Below are 26,368 nucleotides of genomic sequence, written 5' to 3'. Positions count from 1 at the left end.
GATTAAAAGATAATCGTCGTATTGTCATCCGCCTGAAAAATCGCCAGGAATTACCCGTGCATACTAAAGTAAGAATTGTGAATATTATTAAATTAAGCGACTCTGCCTTACACGCAGCAAAATACCGGCATTAACCGAAAGTTATCCGCCATCTCTTTTTTGCCAGCACGCTTTCAGGGAAGATAAAGGAGTAGACGAAATATGCGGCTGCACCAAATCAACGGTGCTCTTTATCCGTTCCAGCGTGCTGCCCTTCCTGTTTGTGCGAAAAACAGGTGGCTATAGTACAGTGGCATATACACCAGATCTGATAGACGGCTGAGAACCAAAAATAACGCATGGTAAGATTGCATAACTGTTTACAGGAATATTTGTAACGAAAACGCCGGAATCAGCATAAAGGCTTTTCACTGATTTCGGCGTTGAAAAAACTGAAAGCAGTGCGCGCGTCAGTTTCTATATGCACGATCAACAGACAAGTTCAGAAGGTTACTCCTTTGCGCCTGCCGCCTTATTAATAGCTGCCTGCAGGGCTGCGGAGCTGGTGAATCCCGGAATAACCGTCACATTATTAGCATAGGCACCTGTTGTGGGCATCACCACCAGGGCAGGTGTGCCACCAAAACCCAGCTGCTGAGCCAGGGTATTGATAGCATCCAGGGTGTCCTGTACATCTGCCGCTTTACTGGCGTCGAATTTAACCGCACTGGCCGCCTTGCTGATGTCACTGTCAGTTAACCTGCCCTCATTATGCCCGGTAGCGTAAATTGCATTGTGGTACTGAAGATAAGCGTCAGCCCCTTTTTGCTTCCAGATCTGCAGCCCGGTTTTCGCCGCTTTCAGCGAAGCCGGCCAGCGCTGGCCGAATATCGGGAACTCCTTAAACACAAATCGTACGTTTGGATTTGCCTTTATCACTTTTTCCAGCGCTGGCGCCAAGTGAGCACAGTAGATGCATTGGTAATCGAAAAACTCAACGACCGTCACTTTCGCATCTGCTGGACCATAGGAAGGCGTGCCTTTATCCATTAGCAGCGCGGCCTGATTCTTGATAACGGCCGCCGTCATCGCTTGCTGCTGCTCCTCCTCTTGCTGTGCCTGCAGCTTCTGGCTGACCTCAACCAGGATCTCCGGATGGGCCAGCAGGTAGTCTCGGGCCACTTCACCAATACGGGCTTCCTGCGCGCTGGTAAAGGTTGCGGCAGATTTATCTGCGGCAGTAGCCTGACCGGACAGCATGACGCCGGTAGCCATCATAACGGCCAGAATGTTATTCATTTTCATCGTTCATTTTTCTCCAGTTTCTATCTCTATCGCGATTTCGCGCTCGGTATGCTGCCACTGTTCTTTCACGCCGCCACGCTCAGGCTGCTCCCAGGCAAGCTCTCTCTGAATCATTTATCGAGCATTCTTCATGCATGCCGGTCTAACGTTCAATGCGCATCCATTCCTGGCGTTTCCTGCAGTGATCGTTACGTTTTCTACTCATTCTTTTTTCAGACTTCCCTAGGGGGTAAACCTGTTTCAAGCCATGCGACGACTATCTGCCAGCGCACAACCCCACCAGTTACAACTAAAGCAGCTCAGACGACCATTACCAACTAACTAAATTTAGCGCAGTATTGTTCCCGACAGTGCTATAGGCGGTAAGAGTTGCATACAGAGCCGATCATTTTCGACTGCCGAAGATAAACCGCGCCTCACCCACCCCGGTATCTTTTCTGGAAGTATGCCGTCTCCAACGCGTTTCATCCAGCGACCAGCAGTTTTCATCCGCCGGTAAATATCATGTGTGATCAGATGTCGGAGCGATGTTATCTGCCAGCACGGATATCTGAACAGCCGTGATGCCGCTCAGTCATCCCCGGACTGAAGTTCAGACGCCGTCTCCGAGCTCGCGCCCGGAGCGAGGAACGCTGACCTGCTCCCCTACCGAGCCAGCAGTATGGCAGGATCAAAAAATCGGCATATCATACTGACATCTTTATGACCTGCCGATAGCCCGTCCTGGAAACTTTTATCAACGGCACTACCCGGAACAGATCACGATGTACAATAGGCAGCCTGAATACCCCCCCCAACAATAATAGTGACGGTTTCACATGAAAATGGAACTTACCTTCCATCGAGAGAGTCACTTAGACTCATTTTTCAACAGGTATCTGAAAAGAAGACTTGAAGATGATAAAATCTCCGCAGGCATCTATCGGGCCACACATTTTCTTTCATGTCAGGAAAAAATAATACATAACTTTTCATATGCTTAACATTTTTTAAGCATAAAAAAAATCTGTTAACACGTCATATCATAAGTATCTTCAATACTGGTTAAATCTTCCCCAGGTATCATTCCTTAATATCATTCTTATCGATTAAAACGCCAGTGTCAGTGAACTCAAGATAAATCCAATAACAACAGTCAACGCCGTTAATAGCTATACGATTGCGATCTTTAACCGCAATCAGCCTGCTTTTTACTGCGTTCCGGCAGAATTATACGAGAAGATATTGCGTAATTGCTAGTATGAGATATGAGAATTACCCTATGTTTTGTATAAGGATTAGAGTTCTATATCAAAAATCATATCTCAACCTTTCAAAATCATAATCAGGATCAATTGGGGACTATTATATTTTAATCATTAAATAACGTATTTTATTATTGAGTATAATTCGGCGATTAACACTGTAGTTACTAATCTCTTAGCCTGTACGTTTCTCCTTGAAAGAGAAAGTGCCTTTATCACGAAGTTAAACCATCACGGGTCAATAACCAACCCTGGAGGTGATGATTTTTATTTACAAACCAAATCCCGTGAATATTTATACAAAAAAGACAATCTGAAAATCTGCCCCGTAAGATCACTAAAAGTATTTTATCGAATTATAAACACTTTTCTAGTTATATTATTTTAAAGTAAAATCACCTATCGTCAAATTGATTGTTTCATTAAAGAAATTATCACATAATTCATTCTGACAGGTAACGAAAGAATCATCGATATTTTTCTTTATAATGGAATCATTTTATCTCTCCTGCACTATTAATATCACTTTATTCTGAGATGAATCTGTATTTTTAAGAAACCACTCAAAATATCTATGATGTTTATTTTTAATAAAAAATTGCGCAAATAATATTTACGACGTTTTATTTTTTAATACGCCCATTTTAATAACCTCTTGCATTATAAGTTCTGGTAATTTTTCCACATCAGCTATTTTTCTATTGTCAACAATTATTTGACTCGCTTCTTTGTATCCTGCCTCATTGAGGCTTTTCACTAGTGGTGTCGAAACCACAACATCTCCGATGGTTCCTTCATTGCGCACGAGCAGTATAGTTTTGATTGATTTGATATCAAAAACGTTTTTTTTATGCTTATCCCAGATAAGCTTTGCAAAATAAATTTTAGTATTGAGCTTTACCTGTTTAATATAGTAATTTCTTCTCCTGTTCCAGGTCCTTATTTTTTTGAAACGACCGCTTGTGCCAGAAGCCTCTAAATCATTACTTTTTCTATTCTTTTCTCCATTTTTTTTACAAATTCCTCATTAACTTATGAGAGAGGTATTTACTAACTGCCAAACTACCGATACAAACAGTAATGTTAGGTAGTTAAACACTCCCTAAATTTGGTCGACGCCACAGGGTAACATAATCTACCTCATTGTTTTTCTTAGATTATGATGCTGATATAAACATCAGTCAACACAGCTTACTGCTATTACACAAATAACCTCGCGCATTCTACCAGTACACCCTAATTCGCGTCACCTCCTATGCGCTTAAGCTGATGCTGGCGTCTTTAATATCAACATGTGCACCTTCAGCGAACTTCAGCATCGATAGCAGCAGCTAACTAAACGGTCATAAACCTACAACGATATCAACCAGTTGTTGATAAAACTGAAGAGGCTATCTGTTTTTCAAACTGGTAGGAATGGGATCGGAGGAGTGTGCATTCGCCCGCAGGATACCGGGTTTTACAGAGCGAGTTATCTGGTTTGTGTGAACAACAGCGACTGAGCTCCCACACTTACAAAAAAAGCCCCGATTATTTATAGGTACAACAAAAACTTTAAGTCAAAGTGCACGGCATAGCCAGACAGCGAAGAAATCACCTGCTCCCGGTGATATTATCGGACTTCGCTGCGTGGCTTTATGATGTTATGTCTGTCTGTTGAACGATTAAATAGGATGATATCTTTATGAGTTATTGACTTGAATTACGAAAATAAGAGAATGTCATCTCTTAATTCTCATCTCGAAATCGGAGCATAACATTCGCCGCATTTGCTGTTTTGCCCTTTTCAGTCAAGTGAAAAGAAACGGTCTGCTAGCTGCAGCTGCATTTTTGCTTACCAGCTGTACCTCAGAGCCACCGCATAGCCTCATCACCCCTTTTTCTGCTGTGACAGCGGAGGCTAATTCAAAACCAAAGGCACTGCCTGAGCCGCTGGTCCGAGAGAAACAACCGCAGGTGCGCGGCGTCTGGCTGGCAACCGTTTCACGGCTTGACTGGCCGCCAGTCTCCTCAATCAACACCAGCAACCCTGTGTTACGCGCTACCCAGCAGAAGCTGGCATTAAGAGAAAAGCTCGATAAACTGCAACGTCTCGGTATTAATACCCTTTTCTTTCAGGTTAAGCCCGACGGCACCGCACTTTGGCAATCAAACATCTTACCCTCGTCAGATATGCTGACCGGCAGAATCGGTGAATATCCGGGCTATGATCCGCTGCAGTTTGTGCTGAATGAAGCCCATAAGCGCGGTATAAAAGTACATGCCTGGTTCAACCCCTATCGTGTTTCGGTAAATACCAATGCCGCAACCGTTGCCGCGCTGGATCGCACGCGATCTCAACATCCTGCCAGTGTTTTCGTTCTGCATCGCGACTGGATAAGGGTAGCAAGCAATCGGTTTGTCCTCGATCCGGGGATACCGCAAGTACGCGACTGGATCACCAGCATCGTCGCCGAAGTCGTGAAACATTATCCAATCGATGGCGTGCAGTTTGATGATTACTTTTACAGTGAATCCTCTGACTCTGCCCTGAACGACAGTCAGACTTATAAGGCTTTTGGTCAGGGATTTAACAGTAAGGCAGACTGGCGTCGTCATAATACTGAGTTACTGATTGAGCAGGTTTCGCGCACTATCCATCAGCTGAAACCGCATGTCGAATTCGGCGTCAGTCCAGTCGGGGTGTGGCGTAACTTATCCCATGACGCTGCTGGGTCTGATACGCGCGGTGCGGCGGCTTACGATGAATCTTATGCCGACACGCGACGCTGGGTGCAGCAGGGTTTGCTTGATTACATCGCCCCCCAGCTTTACTGGCCTTTCTCGCGCAGCGCAGCGCGCTACGACGTCCTGGCAAAATGGTGGGCAAACGTGGTCGCAACCACCAATACGCAGCTCTATATTGGCATTGCACTGTATAAGGTCGGCGAGCCTTCCAGTAAGGAGCCGGACTGGGCGCTTGAAGGTGGCGTGCCGGAGCTAAAAAAACAGCTCGATCTGAATGAATCGCTACCACAAATTCAGGGTACCATCCTGTTTAGAGAAGACTTCCTGAACCAGCCGCAAACCCGCGAAGCAGTTGATTACTTGTATAGCCGCTGGAGCGACTAATTGCGACCGGTACGAATCCTTTCGTACCGGCATCGTGTCAGTTATCGTCATTTGCTTGAGGAAAAAGTGCCCAAGCGGTACAAATAGAGACGCGTTAAAACCAGCCTAGAAAGAAGGAGCTCAATTCTTTAGATCAGAACGATCTGCTTACTCCATTCAGGGGTTGACAAATTTTTTTGAACTGGGTTAGCAGGGCACTACCACATGCTATAATCTGCGTAAATTTATATATTCCATCCGGTCGTTAAAATACAATCCTATAATAACATATAAGCTATGCCTGTTAGTTATCCACTCTATGATCTCCAGCATCTAAAATTATAATGATCTGTTTAAAATATTTACGTTAAATAACTTTTAATATCCCTCACTTTGAAATAACATCAGGTTCTTAGATATATATATCTAATTTCGCGAGTATTTTTTTGTAATTTTATTTTCCATTATTTTATGTAAAATAGTATTAAAAACTACACTTTAGATTTTTCAGCCTCTATAATATCAATCTTGGAACTCAAACAATCACAAGGCCCATAAATGTTAAATATTAAGACATCCTCCTTGAATCACACTGAAGATCATATGATTCACGTCAGTGATAAAAAATTTGATGATCTTTCAAGCGATAAGCTCAAGTGTCTATACGTTTTACGAAAAAAAACATTTTACGATAGATTGAAATGGCAGGTAAGCTGTGAATTGAACATGGAATTTGATAAATATGATAACTCAAACACCAAGTATATCTTAGGGGAGCTAAAAGGTGATATATTATTCGGCGTAAGATTAATTGAACTTAATAATGATAACATGATAAGTGAGGTTTTTTCTCCATACTTCGATGATATAAATATACCTTTTGGTAACTTCATCGAAGCAAGCCGGTTGTTTATTGATAAAGATGTAACAAAAAAACACAATCTTTTTGGTAAAGGTTTAAGTTTAATTCTATTTATATCAATGATCAATTTTGTCAGAAAATCACAATATGAAGCAATGTATTCGATCGTAAGCAAGCAGATGTATACCATTTTCAAAAGAGCACAATGGAATGTGAAAATAATATCAGAGGGAATTTCAGAAAAGAATGAAACAATATACTTCATTGCCATGCCAACAAATCAAGAAAATATTTATAATCTTATCAACAAATTAATGATGACTAGTAATGTGGATGAAAAAAAACTTACTGAGTGGCCTATTGCTATTGATCCTGACTTGTTAGTGGGCGGATGATTTTAAGTTCTTCAGCTAACTTTATTGCATGCTTAGCATTTGATACGCCTAATTTATTGACTATATTTCTCATGTGAAACTTTACAGTACTAATTCCTATGCTAAGTATCATCCCTATTTCTTGATAAGTTTTACCCAAACTAGCCCAATATAATATTTGATTTTCTCTATTTGTTAATACATGATTTTTCTCTCTCCTTTTACCGTCAATTTCTTTATATAACTCAAGTAACATTTGATGAATAGAAATCAATAGATATTGTAAGTTAAATTTATTCTCGGAGATAACTTCTCTAAAATTAATTTTATCAACTGTGTATCCGAAGATAGATAACATAGCGAGATTAGATTTATTATCGTGGAGTAAAAAAGTATGCCCAGTATTTATATTATAATCTTCACCGGCTTTAAATATATTCGATAACTTCAACTCAGATGTGATCATCAATTTCTCGTCCCAAGGGAAGTCTTGTACTCTATCCAAGGCTTTTAAGATAACGGGATCAATCAACTGATAACTTCCAGTCAAATAAAGTTCAAACCAAGGCTCGTGATTATTAATGATCTCCATATCATTTGGATCTTTTTTATTTAGTATTGCGTACGCATACTTAAACCCTCCATAAGCATTGATTTCATTATCTAATTTTTTCTTTATTAATGAATTTATTTTTTTATCATTAAAGTAGTTTTTCATATAAAATTCCATTATGTGTCATTAATATATTCAAGATAGCGCTTAAGAGTTAAATGCGCAACTAGGTAATCATATTTTTTAACATAAATAAAAATTTCCAACCCTTTACCTTTAGTTAAAATGATAATATCTAAACCAAGAATTTTTTATTAACTAACACTACTATACATTACATTTATCCCGTCAAATATACTAATTTACATTTTTCCATCCTGATAATGTCAATCAGATATGCTAAAGATCTTCGAGATCACCCTCTCAGGTTATACGCTCTGAAATAATGATCGCTTTTTCTGCAAATCAGAAAATAGTGATTTTCATTTAATCGTGGTTTAGTTACTCATTGAATTAAATTGATATGGATCAATTTTATAAATGCTATCCAGGCAATAATATTCTTGTAAGACCTGAGCAATTTACTGCACTGCAATTTTTTTCATTCCTTTTTATTCGCCATTTTCGAATGGCGATTTTTTAGTCTTTTTAAATTCCTTTTCGTCGCGCTAATATTGATTAATTTAACACGCCAGCGGCTATTCTTACCAGGAAAGCAGAAAATCTGCTTGATCCGCACATAAAATGGCGCAATTTTTCATGCGGGCCTGGTAACCTTGCCTGGTTTGTTATTGCTTATCAGGGGGTTGATTGGATACTGAAGTGTGAGCGCGGGTTAGCCAACATGCGGATTAGAGGAGCCTGCTTACGCCATTTTACGGCGCAAACAGGATTTGACTATCATTGGTACCGTGGATCAGTTTGATCTGATATAAGGCGTTGGCGCTCCCGCCGACGTACGCTCAGACTGGAAAAAATAAAAGTAACAACGAATACGCCGGCAAACAGCACCACGATGGTTGGAGCCGGTGCACTGTCAATATAGAACGACAGATACACGCCTGCCATAGAGATAATGATCGAGATGGCCACAGCGATCAGCAATGCCTGATGAAAGCGTCGGGTTAGCAAAACAGAAATTGCGCCGGGCGCGATCAATAACGAGATCGACAGAATAATTCCAACTGATTTGAGTGTTGCCACTATCGTCAGAGAGACCATGCATAGCAGGCCGTAGTGCAGCCAGCCGGTGCGCAATCCACAGGCCCTTGCCTGCTGTATATCAAAGCAGAACAGCAAAAAGTCACGCCATTTAACGGCGATCACTACGGCGACTACGGCCGAGATTACCATCGTCTGCTGCATATCGGTAAAGGTTATACCCAGCATATCGCCGAACAAAATATGATCGAGGTGAACCTCTGGCTTAAGCGCGATATAGAGGATCAGACCGGCGGCAAACATACCGGAGAATACGATTCCCATCACTGTATCCTGTTTAATCCGGCTATTATCTTTCAAAAAGCCCGTTGCCAGCGCACAGAACAGTCCGGCGACAAAAGCGCCAGCACCGAGAGGGATACTGAGCATCCAGGCCAGCACAACGCCGGGAAAAACCGCATGACTCATTGCATCGCCCATCAGTGCCCAGCCTTTCAGTACCAGAAAGACTGAAAGCAGTGCGCACGGTATCGCAACCAGCAGCGCGGCCAGCAGCGCGCTGGTCATAAAGCTGAACTGAAAAGGCTCAAGCAGCGCGGTTATCATGATTCTCTCCTGTTGCCTGGCGGGCGCGCCGACGGTTAGCCAGCAGTCCGTGAGTCGGGGCGAAAATAAATGCCAGCAGAAAAAGCAATGTTTGTGCAACAACAATAATGCCGCCGGTAGCGCCGTCGAGGTAGTAACTTGCCCATGCACCGAGGAAACTTGTCACGCTGCCGATGGCCACAGCAATGCACAGCAAGCGCGGGAAGCGGTCTGACAATAGCCAGGCGGTCGCTCCGGGCGTAACGACCAGGCAAATCACCAAAAAAGCGCCTACCGTTTGCAATGCTGCGACAGTTGAGGCCGCCAGCAGCGTGAAAAAAATCAGCTTAAGCCGCTCTGGACGCAGGCCGATAGTGCGGGCATGATTCTCATCGAAGAAGGTCACCATCAGGTCTTTCCACTTAAAGAACAGCACCATAATGGAGACCGCGCCAATAATGGCAAGCTGGAGAATATCTGAAGGAGCAATCGCCAGGATATTACCCAGCACGATAGTTTGTACATTGACGGATGTCGGGTTCAGCGACACCATAAACAGCCCAATACCAAAAAAAGAGGAAAAAATCAGCCCAATAATAGCGTCCTCTTTCAGGCGTGTGCGTTGGTTGAGAAATAACATGCTGCCGGCAGCAAGACCACCGGATAGAAAAGCACCGATTGAAAAAGGCACGCCAAGCATATAAGCGCCAGCCACTCCCGGTACGATTGAATGCGACAGTGCGTCGCCAATTAATGACCAACCTTTCAACATCAGGTAACAGGACAGGAACGCGCACAGCCCTCCTACCGTCGCCGAAACCCACATCGCATTCAGCATGTATTGATAGTGAAAAGGTTCCAGTAGAAATGCCATTATCACGCCCTTTCTTTGTCGGGAATACGATGTGAAACGAACGGGCGCTCATCATCGGTGACAATCCGATCTTCAGACCCGCTTAATACCACATGGCGTAGAACGCCGCTGAAAGCCCGCTCCAGATTTTCCATTGTAAACGTCGTTTCAGTTGGCCCATAAGCCAGCACCGTCCCCTTCACCAGCACGCAATAGTCGCAAAAATCCTTCACCGATCCAAGATTATGGGTGGAAACCAGCATGGTTTTACCCTCCATACGAAGCTCGTGCAGCAGGCTGGTGATTTTAGCTTCAGTTTTGACGTCAACACCGGTGAAAGGCTCATCCAGTAGAATAAGCTCACCCTGCTGCGCAATTGCCCTCGCGAGGAAAACACGCTTCTTTTGCCCTCCGGACAGCTCGCCAATCTGACGGCGGCGAAAATCCAGCATATCGACCCGCTCCAACGCCTCGCTGACGATACGTTTATCCTCAGCGCCAGGAATGCGTAGCATCCCCATATGACCATAGCGCCCCATCATCACGACATCTTCAACTAAAACCGGAAACGACCAGTCCACTTCTTCAGCTTGTGGCACATAAGCCACAAGGTTTTGACGCAGCGCCTGCTTCGTCGTGCGTCCAAGTATGGATATGGCGCCGCTGGAAAGACGTACAAAGCCCATTAATGCTTTGAACAGCGTTGACTTACCGGAACCATTAACTCCTACCAGCGCCGCAATAGAACCGCTGGGTACGTTAAAGCTGGCCTGCCGTAACGCTGAGTGACCGTTACGGTAAGTTACGGTCACGTCAGAAACCGCAATCCCTGCCGTTGTACTCATGACTTATCCTTCATGCCATCTTTGATACCTTGCACCACGGTAGAGGTCGTGACTTTAAGCAGGTCGATATAAGTCGGAACCGGGCCGTCTTGCTTACTCAGGGAATCGACATACAGCACACCGCCATAATGCGCACCCGTTTCACGCGCGACCTGACGAGCTGGTTTGTCGGAAACCGTACTTTCACTGAATACGGCAGGAATATGATTTTTTCTGACTAAATCAATAACTTTACGTACCTGCTGTGGCGTACCCTGCTGATCAGCATTGATGGGCCATAGATACAGCTCTTTCAGTCCAAGATCGCGTGCAAGATAGGAGAACGCCCCTTCGCTGGAAACTAACCAGCGCTTATCTTCCGGTAGCCCGGCGACCTGTTTTCTAAGCGGCTCAAGGGTGCTGATTATTTTTTTCTTATAAACGTCAGCATTATGCCGGTATATTGCGGCATTTACCGGGTCGTATTTCACCAACGCATCCCGGATATTATCAACGTAAATTAAGGCATTATCTGGCGACATCCAGGCATGGGGATTGGGCTTTCCATTATATGGCCCCTCAGTGATCCCCATCGGTTTAATGCCCCTGGTAACCACCACTTCTGGAACACCGTTGAGGTGTTGATAGAAACGTTTAAACCACAGTTCAAGATTGAGTCCGTTTGCCAGAATTAACTGTGCGCCTTGTGCGCGTTTAATATCCCCTGGGGTGGGCTGATATTCGTGAATTTCCGCGCCGGGTTTAGTGATTGAGCTTACGTCCGCAGCATCACCCGCCACATTTTTTGCCATATCCGCAATGACGGTAAAGGTGGTCACAACCTTAAATTTCTCTGCCGCCAGCGCAGCACTGCTGCTGACGGCCAGCATGAACCCGGTTAGCAGTAAAACTTTTGTTTTTTTTAATAAATACATCGTTTTTCTCCGAAAGCGTGAAAGATAGCAGAGGCTATGATTTATACCATCAGCTAAGATTAAATGACAATTATTCTCGATAACATTTTGTAGCACTGTGCGTGCGCAAAAATTTATAATTGATTATTTATCAGAAAGATAGGTTGAAATGATTGTTTTCAATCGGTATCGGCAATAGTAAAAACAGGTGAAAACACCCTGATATAATATATTTTACTGTATCAGCAAACGTTGCTGATAGGTGTAACGGTAATCTGCCACAGTGGATAAGAGGATTATTTATGAAATTAAAACGCTCTGATGCTCTGTCTCTTGCCTTATCAATCACAGCAATTTTTAGCAGCGGAATACACGCCGCTGAAAACCAAATTGAAATAGACGATAGCGGCCTTACAGTGAATTTTTCCGCCGCACAGTCGAAGAAGATCTACCACTATCTGGAGAAAGTACGGGAGCAGGAGGGCTATGTTGTTAGCTCTGGCGCGGCAGGTTCAGTCTATCTGTCCAGTCCGGCGGTGACTTGCAAACGCACCGATCCAGGCAATCTTGGACGCAGTGAAAAAAATGACAGTGCAGACCTGTACAGTTGTATGACACGTATCAACCAGGCAGGCCTCAGCGAACAACCGTAACCAGTAAGTTTATCTTATCGAGGGCGGTCTTCAGGTAAAAACAGCGCGATTCGTCAATATACTAAGGCGGACAAAACCTGTGCGACTGCCAACAGATCAGCGCTGCCACCAGGGCTCAAATTGCGCGCGATAAGTGCCCTGTCCATCTGTTCCAGGGAGGCCCTATTCCAGCCTTTCAGTAATAAATTTTGGGCGTAGCGTTGTACAAAGCGCAAGCCTTGTAGCCCGCCGCGGGCAGCAAGATTAGTATCAGGATTAACCGCCATCAGGCGTAACAAAGCGTCATGCAAACATCGATCGTCAGGCTGGTGCCTCTGCCAGAATGGCAGTACCGACTGCCTGATGATACGGAAACCACTTTCAACCTCCCCTCTGGCACCTGTCAGCCCCCAGCGCTGATAAAGCCGCTCGCCTGCCGTAGACGCATGGCGGCGCATCATTAACTCTCTGGCAACCAGCCCCTGCGTGATTTCACTCACCTGACGACACAGGCTACGTTGCGTCAGAGCGTTCTCCAGTGCGCTTAACCGCCCGGCAGCGACACACAGTATACCCAGTGAAAAAATGCCGCCTTTATGGGTGTTAACGCCACCGGTCGCACTGAACATTGCCTGCTCACAGGCAATGCCAGCCGGACGGATAATCGTCAGCACCTCCGCGGCTGGCCGCCAGGCATGCTCATATCCCAACTGATAAAACTGGCTGAACCACGGCGTGATCGCGTCAATACTGCACATAAATAGCGCCAGGTCCATATCACGATGTGCGCCGCTATTGTCACGATCGACCAGGCCCGGCTTAGGTGTCAGGTTCACTTCGTCGATCATGGCCTGACGTGCAAGATTCGCGATCAATGGCGGCGATACAGCGATAACAGCGGCAGAATTAGTCACGTCGTAACCAGTCATCTATGGTTTGTTCGATCTGTCCGACGACCTGTGCCAGTGGATGGCGACGGGATCGGCTACAGACATGGGCTTCATCGTCGCAAATCACGCAGCGGCGTGGTGCGAAACCACTGGCTTTGCGGCACAGCATCGTACCTTGCGGCGTCACCACGTCGATATCCCACAGACGGCCCAGCGGATGCTGATCTTCCAGCTCAATCACTGCGTTTTTAATTAATTGCGCTGGCTGATCTAAGCACCATAACGCTTCCGGGCCGGTAGGCAGCCAAAAAACCTCACGTTGTAATACTTTCCAGCCATTACGCCACAGCAGCTGATCGCAGGCCTGCAACGCGACGCCCATACAGTTACGATAGCGAATGCTGTCTTTAACCGGGCCGGGGGTCACCAGCGTCAGAGAGAGCAGCGGCGACTGCCAGCGCGTCCGCCAATCCTGCTGGCGTTGTGCGCGCTGATCTTTGGCGTCCAGCACCTCAGTGAGGCTGACGCCTGGCATTGCAGACGTCTCCTGCATCACTCGTCCTCTTTTACCTGACGTACCACATCAATCACTGTGCCGTCCCGATAGCGGATCACGCCAACAATGCGGTCGGCAAAGGCAATCGGACGCGGATTGCCACAGAGCACAATCGCCCGTTGATAGAGCGCCTCAATGTCCATTACCGGTAATCCGGCCTTAAGCAGACGCTCGCGTACTTCTGGCCGCGCCGGGTTAACGGCGATGCCATGATCGGTAACCAGTACGTCAATGCTTTCGCCCGGCGTGACCATTGTCGTCACCCGACGAACCACGGTTGGAATACGGCTGCGGATCAATGGCGCCACCACGATGGTAAGATTAGCACCCGCGGCAACGTCGCAATGACCACCTGACGCGCCGCGCATAACGCCATCGGAGCCGGTGATAACATTAACGTTAAAGTCGGTATCGATCTCAAGCGCGCTGAGAATAACCACATCGAGCCTGTCACAGCAAGCCGCTTTAGCGCCGGGATTGGCGTAAACGTTGGTCGATATCTCAACATGATTAGGATTTCTGGCCAACGAAGCCGCTGCCTGACCATCAAAGCACTGGGTATCGAGAAGGGTTTCAATCAATCCCTTTTCATGCAGATCCACCAGGCTACCAGTGATCCCCCCTAGAGCAAAACGTGCCACAATTTGCGCCCGCTCCATTTTTTCCTGCATAAAGCGAGTGCACGCCGTCGCCGCCGCGCCGGAGCCGGTTTGCATCGAAAAACCGTTTTTGAAATAGCCTGAATGTTCAATAACATCAGCCGCCTGACGGGCGATTAATAACTCACGCGGATTACTGGTAACTCGCGCGGCACCAACGCTAATTTTTTCCGCATCGCCGACGCTATCAACCTTTACCACGTAATCAACCTGATCCTGAACCAGACTGGCTGGCATATTAGGATAAGGGACCAGCATTTCAGTCAGCAGCACCACCTTACGGGCGAACTGCGCATCCACCATCGCGTAACCCAGCGATCCGCAGCAGGCGCTACCACGGGTACCGTTAGCATTGCCGAACTCATCGCTGCAGGGTACGCCGAGAAAAGCCACATCAATCTTGATTTCGCCTTTCTGTAATAAATTGACCCGCCCACCGTGAGAATGTATCTGCACCGGATGTTCCATCAGGCCGTGAGAAATCTCATCGGCCAGGCGGCCACGCATACCGGAGGTCCATATGCGGCTGATGACACCGGCGCGGATATGTTCGATCAGCGGCTCGTTGCAGGTCATGAGTGAACTGGAAGCCAGGGTTAGGTCACGAAAGCCCATTTTTGCCAGCAAGCCGATGACCTGATTAATGACACGATCACCTTCGCGAAATGCGTGATGGAACGATATCGTCATGCCATTTTGAAGGCCGCTGCGCTTAACCGCTTCTTCCAGGCTGTCACAGAGCTTACGCTGATACTTACTCTGTGTATCATTCAGCCACGGCGTTGCTGCGTGCGCGCCGTTAAACGGTGCCAGCTTCTGGAACTGGGGATATTTTTGCTGTAATTCTTCGATTATCTCGCTCATTGCCTATCTCACTGAATAATTAGCGGCGAATGCCGGTTTTAGCACGTTCCAGAACGAGCCGGGCGTGGTCGATAATCGGCCCGTCGATCATTTTACCGTTGAGTGAAACCACACCAAGACCATTACGTTCGCCCTCCTCTGCGGCCTGCACGACATTTTTTGCATGCTCGACCTCCTGGCTTGTAGGCGCATAGGCGTTATGTAACAGCTCTATCTGACGCGGATTAATCAGTGATTTGCCGTTAAAGCCAAGCTTACGGATAAGATCAACTTCCTGCAAAAAACCCTGCTCATCGTTGACGTCAGGCCATACCACGTCAAAGGCATCGATACCGGCCACTCGCGCGGCATGCAGCACAGTACAGCGCGCATAAAACAGTTCACTGCCGTCACCACGTTCGGTCTGCATATCCATGACATAATCGAATGCCGCCAGCGCAATACCCATCAGACGCTTTGAGCTGCAGGCAATCGCCACGGCGTTAACCACCCCTGACGCCGATTCGATTGCTGCCAACAGGCGTGTTGAGCCAGGCGCACGGCCACACTCTTTTTCGATGCGCACCAGATGCTCTTCAAGCTCATAAATATCCTCCGGCGAATCGGTTTTTGGCAGACGCACAATATCCACACCTGCACGGACTACCGCTTCAAGGTCGGCCAGGCCAAACGGCGTTCGCAACGAATTTATACGCACTACGGTTTCAATATCCTGATACATCGGATGCTGGAGGGCGTGGAAAACTAACATTCTGGCGCTATCCTTTTCCCGCAGCGCAACCGCATCCTCCAAATCAAACATGATGGAATCCGGGCGATAGATAAACGCGTTGGAGAGCATAGCGGCATTAGCACCGGGCAGAAACAACATGCTACGGCGAAGCTTTTTCATTTCATTGCCTCCCAGTTGATGCTGGCATCTTCAACCGAGCGCAGCACTGCGCTCTGCAAGCGGGCGCGGATCACACAGTCCAGCGCCCCTTTATCTTCAACCACGATCTGCCCTTCGGTTACCTGCATTTTTCTCAGCGTCTCATCAACCACGAGGCGAATTTGCTCACCAAACTGCTTGTAGACCTCGCTACGAATAACAATATCTAATTCGCCCGGCGCGGGAGCTACCTTGACCATCAGGTCGCTGGACTCAATGGTGCCAGCCAACGCTTCCTTAGTAATCTTCATATAAAAATCTCAGTTTAAATCTCGTTAACTCATGCGGTTAAAGCAAAATGCTTCGTCTGTAAGTACTGCAACGTACTGGGGGGCACCCGCCGTGCAATAGCAGGAAATTGATGTGCTGTAAGCAGTCTGCGCACTTCAGACGCTGAAACGGCTACGCCGCCTGCATCAGTCATGCGCGGCATTTCCACCACATTAATCGCGGGTAACCCGCTATCATAGGCACTTAAATCAGCCTGCATGGCCTGGTTGTACTGACGCGTAACCGGACAGAACGGCTCGCTGCCAACAAAACGGTGTGTGACGTGCAGTGCTGGTGCGATGTACTGGCGAAAAATGCGTAAATCCAGCGCACACCATGCCTGCTCAACGTTGCCGCTGGCTTTAAGAAAATAGGAAGGAAAGGTGGCGCGTGAAATAATATAAGCGCCGCCCTTATGAACACTGACGTTAGGCAAATCACTGACGCCTTGTTGCACCATTGCCAGACGATCATCAAAAGAAAACAGCGAGGCATTTTCCTCAACCACAAAAATATGCAACCAGTCGCAGCACGCGGCGGCCTGCTCTGCCAGATACCGATGTCCAAGCGTAAAAGGATTGGCATTCATCACGACGGAGCCGATTTTTTCTCCCGACCGCAGCGACTGAGCCAGCGTCGCACAATAACGGTTGATACCGCGTGGGATATTTTCCATCAACAACACGCTGTCAGTTTGCGCAATGGGCCAGAAGCCACACTGTTGAAAACGGCTACGATTAGTCGGTCGGGTGAATAAAAACAGATGCAGATGCCCCTGCGACATTGCATAGTTTTGGATTTCACTCATTAATCCGGCACAAACATTTTCACCGCGCCAACGTTCATCAACTGCTACGCACTTGACGACATTGCCATCCAGCCCGGCGCAACCTGCCAGCTCCTGACCGGACTGTGCAACCACAAATAGCGAAATAGCGTCGTCCATTTCCAGCTGACAGGCCTGCAATAAGCGAACGACTTCCGCTTTTATTTGTAGATCGCGCCTGATATCAACGATCAGCAACCGCAAACCGCTTTCAGAAACCATATTGTACTCCTTACGCCGCCACCACTTCCGGCACGCTCAGGGGCGCATCGGCAATCTGATTTGATAAGCAGCCAATATGCTCAATTTCAACTTCGATACGGTCGCCGGGATGCATAAACAGCGGTGGCGTACGTTTTTTACCAACGCCCCCAGGGGAGCCGGTAATGATCACGTCACCGGCGCTCAGTGAGGTAAAGGTCGAAATATATTCAATCAGCGCTGCAACGGTATAGATCATGTTACAGGTGGAATCCTGCTGAACCTGCTGACCATTAAGTCGGGTGACGAGCGTGAGTTTTTGCGGATCAGGAATTTCATCACAGGTAGTCATCCAGGGACCAAAAGCCCCAGTGCAGCGACCGTTCTTTCCGGCGGTATACCAGGTGTGCTGCCAGTCGCGAGCTGAGCCATCCATATAGCAGCTGTAGCCAGCAACGTGCGCCAGTGCCTGTTCACGCGGTATGTTGACCCCCGTACGGCCAATAATGACGGCCAGCTCGCCTTCATAGTCAAACTCAGCTGAATAGCGCGGTTTCAGTACCGGCTGAAGGTGACCCGTTTGAGAATCGGCAAAGCGTACAAACAGCGTCGGGGCCGGATTCTGTTCGTTAAACTCCAGACGTTTATCCGCATAGTTCATCCCCACACAGATAATTTTTCCGGGATTATCGATCACCGGCAGAAAGTCGACTTCGCTCAAGGTCAGATCAGGTAAATGATGTTGATATTCAGCCGCCTCAGCCTGCGCATTACTGGCGAGTAACGCCTTCAAATCGACGTAGCGTTTTCCAAGCCGAGCCCCCAGATCAATGATCCCGTTTTCGGTTTTAATGCCGTAACTACGGCATCCGTTAAATAAATAGGCTGCAAGTTTCACGATAATCGATCCGTTATAGTCAAAGAATAAAGTTGCTGAGAACCAGCAGCGACAGCGCGACGTTGAGCGCACCACCGACTCGAATAGCTATCTGGGCGAAAGGCATCAATGACATGCGGTTTGCCGCTGATAAAATGGCGACAGCACCGGTGCCACCCTGCCCACTCTGGCAACATGAAACAACGGCGACATCAATCGGGTGCATACCGAGCTTACGGCCAACCAGCGAACCGGTGATCGTTGTGGCACCAACGGTACTGATAATCACAAGCAGGTTTGACACGCTGAAGGCGCTGACAAGGTCTTGCCAGGGCGTGATGGCGACGCCAACAGCGAACAGGATGGGATAGGTTACCGCTGACTGGAAAAATTTATAAACAACCTGTGAACCATGCTGCATACGAGGTGAAACTGTGTTGCCAACTTTCAGCAGAACGGCAACAAATAACATACCAACGGGTGCTGGCAAGCTAATGTAGTGCTGAATGAGCATGCCAATCATATAGAGCAGCACGGCCAACAGCGCCCCGGAAGCTATAGCGTTAACGTCAACTTTGCCAGTGAACTCCTCAGTCAGACTCGTACCAACGTCATTCTTCACATCGGGCATCAGCTCCCCGTTACCGGTAAGATGCGGAAAACGTTTACCCAGTTGGTTAAGACATCCTCCCATCACAACCGCAAACAGGCCACCGAGCATGACGATAGGCAGAACCTTACCGAGAGCAACCCCTTGGTTCATATGCAAAATAGTGGCGTAACCAATCGACAAAGGGATGGCTCCTTCGCCAACACCACCGGCCATTATCGGTAAAACGATAAAGAAAAAGGTCTCAAACGGCGTAATCCCCAGCAGGTATCCGACACCAACGCCGACGAACATGCCGACAATTTCACCGCATACCATCGGAAACACGATGCGAAAAAAACCACGAATCAACGTAGTACGATTCATGCTCATCACACTACCGACGATTATGCAGCAGATGTAGAGATACAGGATATCGGTTGATTTATAAAATTCAGTGGTACATTTAACGACTTCAGTTGGTAGCCAGCCATAGTAAACCAGCGCTGAAGGAATGAAGGTCGCACAAATAGCTGCTGCTCCGATTTTACCTAAATAAGGCAGACGCTTACCAAATTCACCGCAGGCAAAACCGAAGAAAGCCATTGTTGCCACCATCACCACCATACTGCTGGAGAGGTGGCCATTCAGGCAATTCAAAGCAATTAACGCACCCGCCAGAATGAATAGCGGAAGAGGAACGATTCCGATCTTCCAGTTATCAAGAATGTGCCACCATTTCTCTGCGAATGAAATCTCGGGTTTCTTCTGTTTTTCGGGATCTATATAAGAATCATCTGTTAAGCTCATTTACTTTTTCCCTGGAATGAAATCTCAAAGAAATCAAAATAGGAAAATAACGATTTATTTAGATTGATTCAGGTCATAAATAAAACGAGGTTTTTAAGAACATAATGGTTTTTAAAGACTTTATTTTTATTCTGTAAAAAACCATTAACATACCATTAAAGACTACGCTAAGGTTTATCCTACCATAAGGAATCGGAATATAATTAATTTAATTAATATTTTTTTATTTTTTTTTAAGGTAAAATTCGCTTAAGAAATTGAATTCAACTCAATAAAAACAATAATGAAGCTAAGATTTCAGACTAAACTCTTCCTTTATCTGGCTATATTCAATACCGCCATTTTCATCACGCAGGGTGTCTGGCAATACACCAGATTAAATGACAAACTTTACAAAGATACAGCAATCCGAACGCACAAAGAGGCAGAATACATAGCGCAACTCTCTGCATTAAAACGAGATATCTTGAACCGCGATACTACTGCAATAAAACGTCTGCTCTCACCCCTCGCTGCCAGCAGTGATGCCAGTTTCATTGTCGTTGGCGACGCACATGCCAAGCACCTTTATCATTCGCGTGATGAAAAGCTGATTGGCACGCCCCTGGTAGGAAACGATAATGCCCGCGTGCTGGAAGGCTATCAGATCACTACGGTACGCCACGGCACACTTGGCATGTCACTCCGCAGCAAAGTCCCCGTACTCTACCAGGGGCGAGTTATTGGCATCGTCTCTGTTGGCTATCTGAAAAGCTACCTTAATGATGCCTCGGCACAGAATATTGTTCACATTTCGCTCTCACTGTTGTTACTGCTTTGCTGCCTGTATCTGTTCAGCTGGTGTTTCACCCGCCACATTAAAAAGCAAATTTTTTTCCTTGAACCTCGTGAAATTGGCGTACTGGTCAGGCAGCAAAAAGCGATGATGGAAGCTATGTATGAAGGCGTCATTGTGATTGATGATTGTGGACGCATCCAGCTTATCAACCGTGCGGCTAAAGTCTGGTTGAATCTGCCCCAAAAAAATCGCTTGTTGCGTGGCAAGCCGATAACCTCAGTGATTCACCCCATCACTTTTTTTGAGCCGCAGGTCATGTTAAATCAGGATACCCATGATGAGGTGGCGGTATTTAATAAGCTTACGGTCATCGCTAATCGTGTGCGGATTATGCTGGAAAATAAGCTTCAGGGATGGGTAATCAGCTTTCGAGACAGCAATGATATTAGCTCGCTTAACGATCAGCTCAGTCAGGTAAAAAGTCATATCAACGATCTGCGTATCGTTCGTCATGAATATCGCAATCAGCTGTCAACACTGACCGGATTACTGAGTTTAGGACACGTTGATGAAGCGCTAAGCTTTATTCAAGCGCAATCACAGCACACACAGCAGGTACTCGACTTCATTTCCACACGATTTTGTTCACCGTTGATTTGCGGCCTGCTGTTAGGGAAATACTCACGCGCATGTGAAAAGGGGATCATATTGTTATTTGATGCCGGCTGTTGGTTAAAAACCATGCCTGAATCGCTGTCTGATTCTGAATTTATTTCTGTCATTGGCAACGTGCTGGATAATGCGATCGAGGCGACACTGCGAGCCCCCTCCCCGCAAATGCCGATTGAAATTCTCATCAGACAAAATGCAGAGGAAATTTTAATCGAAGTGGCCGATCAGGGCATTGGCATTGCCGATTCGCTGAAAAGTACCCTGTTCGAACCGGGTATTACCAGCAAAACCGAAGGTGACCACGGTTTGGGTTTGCACCTGATCAGTACTTATATAAAACGTGTGGGCGGTGTGATTGAAGTTACTGATAACGTGCCGAATGGCACCATTTTTTCGCTTTACATTCCGGCCAGTACGGTAGGATTAAGCGAGGAGAAATGTAATGCAGTCTGAAGTTATCGATGTACTGATTGTTGAAGATGAAAGCAACCTTCAACGGCTTTACGAAGAGCTGATCCGCAGCACCCCCACGATGCGTCTGGTTGGCTGCGCTTCGTCGCTTAAGCAGGCCAACGAAATGATCGCTGCTCATAAACCTACGTTGATCCTGCTGGATAACTATTTGCCCGATGGCCAGGGCATTACTCTGTTGAGTCAGCCTGAATTTAAGCGTTATAACTGCTCCGTTATTTTCATTACTGCCGCTACGGATATGGATACTTGCAGTCAGGCCATTCAGGGCGGTGCGTTCGATTACATTCTCAAACCAATATCCTGGAAACGACTAAACCATACGTTTAAACGGTTTATACAGTTTTATGGACAGCAGCGGCTATGGAAAGTGGTCGATCAGCAGTGTGTCGATACCCTTTACTCTCTGCAATACAGTAACTTTCAGGGCGACAGGGAAAATAAGGGCATTGAAGAAAATACACTGCAGCGCGTGATCGCCCCCTTCCAGCAGTCGCCAGAAGAAACCTACTCTATTGATGAAATTATGCAGGTAAGCGGCTTAAGCAAAACCACTATCAGGCGCTATCTTGAATATGCGGTTGATAACAAGTTGTTATCCGCTGAAAAACAGTACGGCAAAGTAGGTCAACCACGGCGTGTTTATCGCTGGTTGAGTTGAGCGGCATACACAGCAGCAGCCCGATAGCGTTAACGTTCGGCAAACATAATAATGTGTAGCAGTTCGTTAATGGTATCTGACAGCAATTCACCGCGCTCATAAGCCTCACGCGTCGCTTCATCACCATTGATGACATTTTGCGGCTGCTCGATAAACTGACCTATTAGATGCTGCTGCGCATCAAGTACCGCTACGCAGGGAATGGCTATGCGCTCAACGCCCATAAGCGCTTTCAACGCCCTTTCTGCTCGCGCTTTACTGATAATTCTCATATCAATTCGCGGCTGCATCTGACACAGCAAATTCATCGCGCTGAGGTTACGCTGACAGTCCGGGCACCACATTTCCGCAGCAACTAAGAGACTGTAATGTCCCTTAACCGAGGCCAGCCTTTGCTGTAAAGAAAACGATAGCGAGTCGGCATTCAGCTTTTGTTCATAAAGGTGGGTGGCGTTAATCTCCTGCACTGAGCCATCCTGCGCATAATTTTTATAATCACGTCCTGCCGCCAATAGCGACTGAAAATCATTCATAATGTTACCTGATCCGGACCTGTTTCTGCGTTTGAGTATGTCGCTCTCAACATACCATCGTCAATCCTCCTGACGACATTGAAAGCGCTATTAATGTGAATTAATACCTTACGCAGTAATTTAACCTTACATAATTGAGGGGAAACTCTCAGCAGAGTCTGTTGTGCTGAACTACGCTAGAAAACGGAGTTATTATAATGATGCTGGAGATGCAATGATGAGAAATGATAAAACCAACCCAACAACCACGGATGCTGGCATTCCGGTAGCCAGCGACGATAACTCGCTCACCATTGGCCCGGACGGGCCGATTCTGTTGCATGATCATTACCTGATCGAACAAATGGCCAACTTTAATCGTGAGCGCATTCCTGAACGTCAGCCCCACGCCAAAGGCAGCGGCGCATTCGGCTATTTTCAGGTGACCGAAGACGTCAGCAAATACACGAAAGCTGCACTGTTCCAGCCCGGCGTAAAAACCGATGTCGTAATGCGTTTTTCTACCGTTGCTGGCGAGCGCGGCAGCCCCGATACCTGGCGTGACCCACGTGGATTTGCTATCAAGTTTTATACCAGTGAGGGTAATTACGACATGGTAGGGAATAACACCCCGATGTTTTTTATCCGCGACCCGATGAAATTTCAGCACTTTATTCGATCGCAAAAACGCCGTGCCGATAATAATCTGCGTGACCACGATATGCAGTGGGACTTTTGGACGTTGTCGCCCGAGTCGGCCCATCAGGTCACCTGGCTGATGGGAGATCGCGGTATTCCTAAGAGCTGGCGTAAAATGAACGGTTATTCCAGCCATACCTATTTATGGGTGAATGCCAAAGGTGAGAAATTCTGGGTGAAATACCATTTTAAAAGCGACTTGGGTGTGGAATGCCTGACACAGCAAGATGGTGACGCACTAGCCGGAATAGACGGCGATTATCACACGCGCGACCTTTTTGATGCGATAAAACAGGGGAACTTCCCCAGCTGGACACTTTTCATGCAGATCATGCCGTTCGCTGAGGCGGAGTCTTATCGCTATAACCCTTTTGATTTAACGAAAGTCTGGCCCCACGCTGACTATCCGTTGATCAAGGTGGGCAAGCTGGTACTCGATCGCAATCCCGCCGATAACCACGCAGAAATCGAACAGGCGGCTTTTGAACCAAATAATTTGGTGCCAGGCATCGGCCTGAGTCCGGATAAAATGCTGATAGGGCGTATCTTCGCCTATGCTGACGCACATCGTGCCCGTCTTGGCGTTAACTACAAACAGATCCCGGTCAATGCGCCACACTCCCCGGTGAACAGCTACAGCAAAGACGGCGCAATGCGCATCAATAAGGTATCAGATCCGGTTTACGCCCCTAATTCAAAAGGCGGCCCCAAAGCTGACGGTGAACGCTACCCGACTGATTCAGCCTGGTCTGCCAGTGGTGAGATGGTGCGCGCATCCTATACCTTGCGTAAAGACGATGACGATTATGGCCAGGCTAATGCACTCATCAATAAAGTCATGGATCAGGCCGCTCGCGACAGGCTGGTAAGTAATGTAGCGGGTCATCTGCTGGCAGGTGTCAGCGAACCTGTCCTATCACGCGCTTTCGAATACTGGCGACATATAGATGCTGTCATCGGCCAGCGCATAGAGGAGAAAGTTAAAGCCGGGCAGGCTGGCAAATAGTCACGTCTCAGCCAATTGCAATATTAATGTCTTCAGCGCCCCCAACCAGGGGGCGTTTTTTCATCAGGATTGCTGGTTTTCTTTCTCGCCGAGAAAAAAGTACCAGAGCGGTACTGAGAGCATCAGGGTAAACACCAGACTGTACAAGACAATCATTGAGACTTCGGTAACATATAACTGAACTGGCCACTGGCTGAATGGCAAATGGTACTCATCAATCACACCACCTATTATAGCTTTTCCCATTACTACACTGACCAGTATCGCCAGGACAACAACCGCAAAAACAAATTTTTTTGCCTGACGCGAGAGCGGAAACAGAGGCTTCATTACATACTCCTTATGGTATGAAGAGGCTAATCTTACGTCATGATCGCCGTCAATCCAATGTCAGTTACCTGTAGAACAGGATTAGGGGTTAAAAATTTGCAAGAGTTCTACACAAATCACATTTGAAAGCCACTGAAATAATCTGTCGAGGGGTGTCACATTGCAGCATTTTTGCTGGAATTAAGCGCTTAAAGTGAATCACTCAATAAAATATTTAATATTTATTTTATAGAAAATTAACATCCATGATAACTGTTATCAGCTTAAGAAACGCTGATCACGCTTCGTTTCGAATTATTAAGCAGAAAAAACTTAGTCTGCTGGAGATACATTGATAGCCAGTCTTCATCAGATGATTTAATTTTAATTAAAATAGTTAGCCATGCAATCACTAAATGATACATCAACGGATGGGACAAAAATCAACGCGATTTAGCTGATAGTCAGTTCAAATATATAAGAAATATTTAATATATAGCCTAGTATTGGCTATTATCAAATTGAATAATCAGTGGGTTACAAACGAATCAATGATAATTATCGATTGATTCGATCAATTTAGTAAAGTGTATTTCAATATCTTTACAAGTAGTGAATAAATAGAGGTTGACGATAAAAATGGCATGAAACGATAATATTGCCATTATTGATAACGTCACGGAGAAAATTAAAATTAGATAAAGTACACATTGCCTTTATGCAGTCAAAAAGTTAAACGTTGTACATTTATTAAATTGCTAAATTACAATTTGTAAATTATTTAACTCTTTTTATTTTTTTGATAAGAATATTAAGCAATTGTCAGGAATGTTTAAGGAAAATACGTTATGAAATACTTATCTTATAAAAAATTTGTATTACCTTTGATTGGTGGCTTAACGCTGGTTCCAGTGTTTGCTAGCGCGACACCTGCCACTGCAATAGCAGACAATTCTGCGAATGTAAAAGGGAAAATTGATATCAACTTGACTATAACCCCAGGTTGTATCGTCCAGCCAATTAGTTCGTCATCATCCGATCAACAACATTTGGCAGATGATAGCGAATGGACGAGCCTGAATTTCAACAATATGGATCTTGGTACTGATCATGCTTCTAATGATATAGATATCCAATGTACTGCAAGCGCGACACCATCGCTGAAACTTGATGGCGGAAAATATGGCAGTGGAGACAACCGCTATATGGAAGATTCAAAGGGAGACAAACAATCCTATACCCTAGCCGCAGGTCCAAATGGTGATGAAGGAAACATCGCGCCAAATCAACCTGTTAGCCCACCGGCCAACGGTGATTATGAAATTTACGCCACGACGAATATTCTACCCAAAACCGCCGTCGGAGCGTACAAAGATACGATTGAGGCCACCTTAAGCTGGTAGCAATAATA

Annotated in this window: 24 protein-coding genes and 1 pseudogene; 8 read left to right on the top strand and 17 right to left on the bottom strand. The window is 46.3% G+C overall.

Annotation, left to right across the window (positions count from 1 at the left end; translation table 11 throughout):
• Positions 1-489: 489 nt before the first annotated feature.
• Positions 490-1,278: a DsbA family protein gene (locus BM191_RS03000; RefSeq protein ID WP_092875215.1), complete on the bottom strand. Its 789-nt coding sequence runs from the start codon at positions 1,276-1,278 to the stop codon at positions 490-492.
• A gap of 1,122 nt (positions 1,279-2,400) precedes the next feature.
• Between BM191_RS03000 and BM191_RS17005 the strand changes: the two are divergent.
• Positions 2,401-2,511, top strand: a pseudogene (locus BM191_RS17005) (type II toxin-antitoxin system Phd/YefM family antitoxin); the annotation flags it as partial.
• 630 nt (positions 2,512-3,141) lie between these two features.
• On the opposite strand, the gene BM191_RS16700 reads toward BM191_RS17005, so the two are convergent.
• A complete protein-coding gene (locus BM191_RS16700; protein WP_177203279.1) occupies positions 3,142-3,303 on the bottom strand; it encodes a hypothetical protein in 162 nt (53 codons plus the stop codon).
• Positions 3,304-4,286: 983 nt separating this feature from the next.
• Between BM191_RS16700 and BM191_RS02985 the strand changes: the two genes are divergently transcribed.
• Positions 4,287-5,639 carry a glycoside hydrolase family 10 protein gene (locus BM191_RS02985; protein ID WP_407927852.1) on the top strand — a complete coding sequence of 451 codons (1,353 nt, stop codon included), beginning with the start codon at positions 4,287-4,289 and terminating at the stop codon, positions 5,637-5,639.
• Between the two features lie 537 nt (positions 5,640-6,176).
• Positions 6,177-6,875, top strand: a complete 699-nt coding sequence (locus BM191_RS02980) for an acyl-homoserine-lactone synthase (RefSeq protein ID WP_092874930.1) — start codon at positions 6,177-6,179, stop codon at positions 6,873-6,875.
• On the opposite strand, the gene BM191_RS02975 is transcribed toward BM191_RS02980, so the two are convergent.
• The 5 genes from BM191_RS02975 to BM191_RS02955 all read right to left on the bottom strand — a co-directional run bounded on the left by BM191_RS02975 (position 6,844) and on the right by BM191_RS02955 (position 11,720).
• A complete protein-coding gene (locus tag BM191_RS02975; RefSeq protein WP_092874927.1) occupies positions 6,844-7,572 on the bottom strand; it encodes a helix-turn-helix transcriptional regulator in 729 nt (242 codons plus the stop codon). The two genes, BM191_RS02980 and BM191_RS02975, sit on opposite strands and share 32 nt — an antisense overlap.
• Before the next feature lie 735 nt (positions 7,573-8,307).
• Positions 8,308-9,174 (bottom strand): metal ABC transporter permease, encoded by an 867-nt coding sequence (locus tag BM191_RS02970; RefSeq protein WP_092874924.1) that lies wholly within the window; start codon positions 9,172-9,174, stop codon positions 8,308-8,310.
• Entirely contained in the window at positions 9,155-10,027 is an 873-nt protein-coding gene (gene sitC, locus BM191_RS02965; protein WP_092874921.1) for an iron/manganese ABC transporter permease subunit SitC, read from the bottom strand. Before sitC ends, BM191_RS02970 begins: the two co-directional genes overlap by 20 nt.
• A gap of 2 nt (positions 10,028-10,029) precedes the next feature.
• A complete protein-coding gene (locus BM191_RS02960; protein WP_092874918.1) occupies positions 10,030-10,851 on the bottom strand; it encodes a manganese/iron ABC transporter ATP-binding protein in 822 nt (273 codons plus the stop codon).
• Positions 10,848-11,720 (bottom strand): metal ABC transporter substrate-binding protein, encoded by an 873-nt coding sequence (locus tag BM191_RS02955; protein ID WP_329957238.1) that lies wholly within the window; start codon positions 11,718-11,720, stop codon positions 10,848-10,850. Before BM191_RS02955 ends, BM191_RS02960 begins: the two co-directional genes overlap by 4 nt.
• A 326-nt stretch (positions 11,721-12,046) precedes the next feature.
• On the opposite strand from BM191_RS02955, the gene BM191_RS02950 reads away from it, so the two are divergent.
• Positions 12,047-12,397, top strand: a complete 351-nt coding sequence (locus BM191_RS02950) for a hypothetical protein (RefSeq protein WP_092874912.1) — start codon at positions 12,047-12,049, stop codon at positions 12,395-12,397.
• A gap of 53 nt (positions 12,398-12,450) precedes the next feature.
• Here BM191_RS02950 and citG read toward each other — a convergent pair whose 3' ends face one another.
• The 8 genes from citG to BM191_RS02910 are packed head-to-tail and all read right to left on the bottom strand — an operon-like array spanning position 12,451 to position 19,849.
• Positions 12,451-13,305, bottom strand: a complete 855-nt coding sequence (gene citG / locus BM191_RS02945) for a triphosphoribosyl-dephospho-CoA synthase CitG (protein WP_092874909.1) — start codon at positions 13,303-13,305, stop codon at positions 12,451-12,453.
• Positions 13,283-13,822: a citrate lyase holo-[acyl-carrier protein] synthase gene (gene citX, locus BM191_RS02940; protein WP_230479489.1), complete on the bottom strand. Its 540-nt coding sequence runs from the start codon at positions 13,820-13,822 to the stop codon at positions 13,283-13,285. The genes citG and citX overlap by 23 nt, the downstream gene beginning before the upstream one ends.
• Positions 13,819-15,345 carry a citrate lyase subunit alpha gene (gene citF, locus BM191_RS02935; protein ID WP_092874903.1) on the bottom strand — a complete coding sequence of 509 codons (1,527 nt, stop codon included), beginning with the start codon at positions 15,343-15,345 and terminating at the stop codon, positions 13,819-13,821. Before citF ends, citX begins: the two co-directional genes overlap by 4 nt.
• A gap of 19 nt (positions 15,346-15,364) precedes the next feature.
• Positions 15,365-16,237: a citrate (pro-3S)-lyase subunit beta gene (citE, locus tag BM191_RS02930; protein ID WP_092874900.1), complete on the bottom strand. Its 873-nt coding sequence runs from the start codon at positions 16,235-16,237 to the stop codon at positions 15,365-15,367.
• A complete protein-coding gene (gene citD, locus BM191_RS02925; RefSeq protein ID WP_092874897.1) occupies positions 16,234-16,527 on the bottom strand; it encodes a citrate lyase acyl carrier protein in 294 nt (97 codons plus the stop codon). Before citD ends, citE begins: the two co-directional genes overlap by 4 nt.
• 29 nt (positions 16,528-16,556) lie before the next feature.
• Entirely contained in the window at positions 16,557-17,594 is a 1,038-nt protein-coding gene (gene citC / locus BM191_RS02920; protein ID WP_092874894.1) for a [citrate (pro-3S)-lyase] ligase, read from the bottom strand.
• Positions 17,595-17,604: 10 nt separating this feature from the next.
• The gene (locus tag BM191_RS02915) at positions 17,605-18,471 is read right to left on the bottom strand and encodes a fumarylacetoacetate hydrolase family protein (RefSeq protein WP_092874891.1); all 867 of its coding nucleotides are present in this window, start codon (positions 18,469-18,471) and stop codon (positions 17,605-17,607) included.
• A gap of 19 nt (positions 18,472-18,490) precedes the next feature.
• Positions 18,491-19,849: a 2-hydroxycarboxylate transporter family protein gene (locus BM191_RS02910; RefSeq protein ID WP_092874888.1), complete on the bottom strand. Its 1,359-nt coding sequence runs from the start codon at positions 19,847-19,849 to the stop codon at positions 18,491-18,493.
• 283 nt (positions 19,850-20,132) lie between these two features.
• Here BM191_RS02910 and BM191_RS02905 point away from each other — a divergent pair, with 283 nt between their 5' ends.
• Complete coding sequence (locus BM191_RS02905) at positions 20,133-21,752, top strand: ATP-binding protein (protein ID WP_092874885.1); 1,620 nt, start codon at positions 20,133-20,135, stop codon at positions 21,750-21,752.
• Positions 21,742-22,431 (top strand): response regulator, encoded by a 690-nt coding sequence (locus BM191_RS02900; protein WP_092874882.1) that lies wholly within the window; start codon positions 21,742-21,744, stop codon positions 22,429-22,431. Before BM191_RS02905 ends, BM191_RS02900 begins: the two co-directional genes overlap by 11 nt.
• A gap of 29 nt (positions 22,432-22,460) precedes the next feature.
• Here BM191_RS02900 and BM191_RS02895 read toward each other — a convergent pair whose 3' ends face one another.
• The gene (locus tag BM191_RS02895; RefSeq protein ID WP_092874879.1) at positions 22,461-22,964 is read right to left on the bottom strand and encodes a thioredoxin family protein; all 504 of its coding nucleotides are present in this window, start codon (positions 22,962-22,964) and stop codon (positions 22,461-22,463) included.
• A gap of 217 nt (positions 22,965-23,181) precedes the next feature.
• On the opposite strand from BM191_RS02895, the gene BM191_RS02890 reads away from it, so the two are divergent.
• Positions 23,182-24,648 carry a catalase gene (locus BM191_RS02890; protein WP_092875213.1) on the top strand — a complete coding sequence of 489 codons (1,467 nt, stop codon included), beginning with the start codon at positions 23,182-23,184 and terminating at the stop codon, positions 24,646-24,648.
• Between the two features lie 63 nt (positions 24,649-24,711).
• On the opposite strand, the gene BM191_RS02885 is transcribed toward BM191_RS02890, so the two are convergent.
• Positions 24,712-24,978, bottom strand: a complete 267-nt coding sequence (locus tag BM191_RS02885) for a DUF2534 family protein (protein WP_092874876.1) — start codon at positions 24,976-24,978, stop codon at positions 24,712-24,714.
• Positions 24,979-25,805: 827 nt separating this feature from the next.
• Here BM191_RS02885 and BM191_RS02880 point away from each other — a divergent pair.
• Positions 25,806-26,360: a spore coat protein U domain-containing protein gene (locus BM191_RS02880; RefSeq protein ID WP_092874873.1), complete on the top strand. Its 555-nt coding sequence runs from the start codon at positions 25,806-25,808 to the stop codon at positions 26,358-26,360.
• The last annotated feature ends 8 nt before the right edge of the window (positions 26,361-26,368 follow it).

Origin of the sequence: Izhakiella capsodis, from assembly GCF_900115045.1 — a bacterium.
In the GTDB taxonomy this organism is placed as follows: Bacteria; Pseudomonadota; Gammaproteobacteria; order Enterobacterales; family Enterobacteriaceae; genus Izhakiella; species Izhakiella capsodis.
This window is presented reverse-complemented; position numbering and strand designations above follow the sequence as displayed.

Excerpts from the sequence above, each read along its gene's own strand:
- BM191_RS02905 (WP_092874885.1), top strand. The coding sequence starts at position 20,133 with ATGAAGCTAAGATTTCAGACTAAACTCTTCCTTTATCTGGCTATATTC.
- BM191_RS02890 (WP_092875213.1), top strand. The coding sequence starts at position 23,182 with ATGAGAAATGATAAAACCAACCCAACAACCACGGATGCTGGCATTCCG.
- BM191_RS02960 (WP_092874918.1), bottom strand. The coding sequence starts at position 10,851 with ATGAGTACAACGGCAGGGATTGCGGTTTCTGACGTGACCGTAACTTAC.
- BM191_RS03000 (WP_092875215.1), bottom strand. The coding sequence starts at position 1,278 with ATGAATAACATTCTGGCCGTTATGATGGCTACCGGCGTCATGCTGTCC.
- BM191_RS02955 (WP_329957238.1), bottom strand. The coding sequence starts at position 11,720 with ATGCTGGCCGTCAGCAGCAGTGCTGCGCTGGCGGCAGAGAAATTTAAG.
- BM191_RS02880 (WP_092874873.1), top strand. The coding sequence starts at position 25,806 with ATGAAATACTTATCTTATAAAAAATTTGTATTACCTTTGATTGGTGGC.
- citE (WP_092874900.1), bottom strand. The coding sequence starts at position 16,237 with ATGAAAAAGCTTCGCCGTAGCATGTTGTTTCTGCCCGGTGCTAATGCC.
- sitC (WP_092874921.1), bottom strand. The coding sequence starts at position 10,027 with ATGGCATTTCTACTGGAACCTTTTCACTATCAATACATGCTGAATGCG.
- BM191_RS02895 (WP_092874879.1), bottom strand. The coding sequence starts at position 22,964 with ATGAATGATTTTCAGTCGCTATTGGCGGCAGGACGTGATTATAAAAAT.
- BM191_RS02885 (WP_092874876.1), bottom strand. The coding sequence starts at position 24,978 with ATGAAGCCTCTGTTTCCGCTCTCGCGTCAGGCAAAAAAATTTGTTTTT.
- BM191_RS02980 (WP_092874930.1), top strand. The coding sequence starts at position 6,177 with ATGTTAAATATTAAGACATCCTCCTTGAATCACACTGAAGATCATATG.
- BM191_RS02975 (WP_092874927.1), bottom strand. The coding sequence starts at position 7,572 with ATGAAAAACTACTTTAATGATAAAAAAATAAATTCATTAATAAAGAAA.
- BM191_RS02950 (WP_092874912.1), top strand. The coding sequence starts at position 12,047 with ATGAAATTAAAACGCTCTGATGCTCTGTCTCTTGCCTTATCAATCACA.
- BM191_RS02910 (WP_092874888.1), bottom strand. The coding sequence starts at position 19,849 with ATGAGCTTAACAGATGATTCTTATATAGATCCCGAAAAACAGAAGAAA.
- citC (WP_092874894.1), bottom strand. The coding sequence starts at position 17,594 with ATGGTTTCTGAAAGCGGTTTGCGGTTGCTGATCGTTGATATCAGGCGC.
- citD (WP_092874897.1), bottom strand. The coding sequence starts at position 16,527 with ATGAAGATTACTAAGGAAGCGTTGGCTGGCACCATTGAGTCCAGCGAC.
- citG (WP_092874909.1), bottom strand. The coding sequence starts at position 13,305 with ATGACTGGTTACGACGTGACTAATTCTGCCGCTGTTATCGCTGTATCG.
- BM191_RS02970 (WP_092874924.1), bottom strand. The coding sequence starts at position 9,174 with ATGATAACCGCGCTGCTTGAGCCTTTTCAGTTCAGCTTTATGACCAGC.
- citF (WP_092874903.1), bottom strand. The coding sequence starts at position 15,345 with ATGAGCGAGATAATCGAAGAATTACAGCAAAAATATCCCCAGTTCCAG.
- BM191_RS02900 (WP_092874882.1), top strand. The coding sequence starts at position 21,742 with ATGCAGTCTGAAGTTATCGATGTACTGATTGTTGAAGATGAAAGCAAC.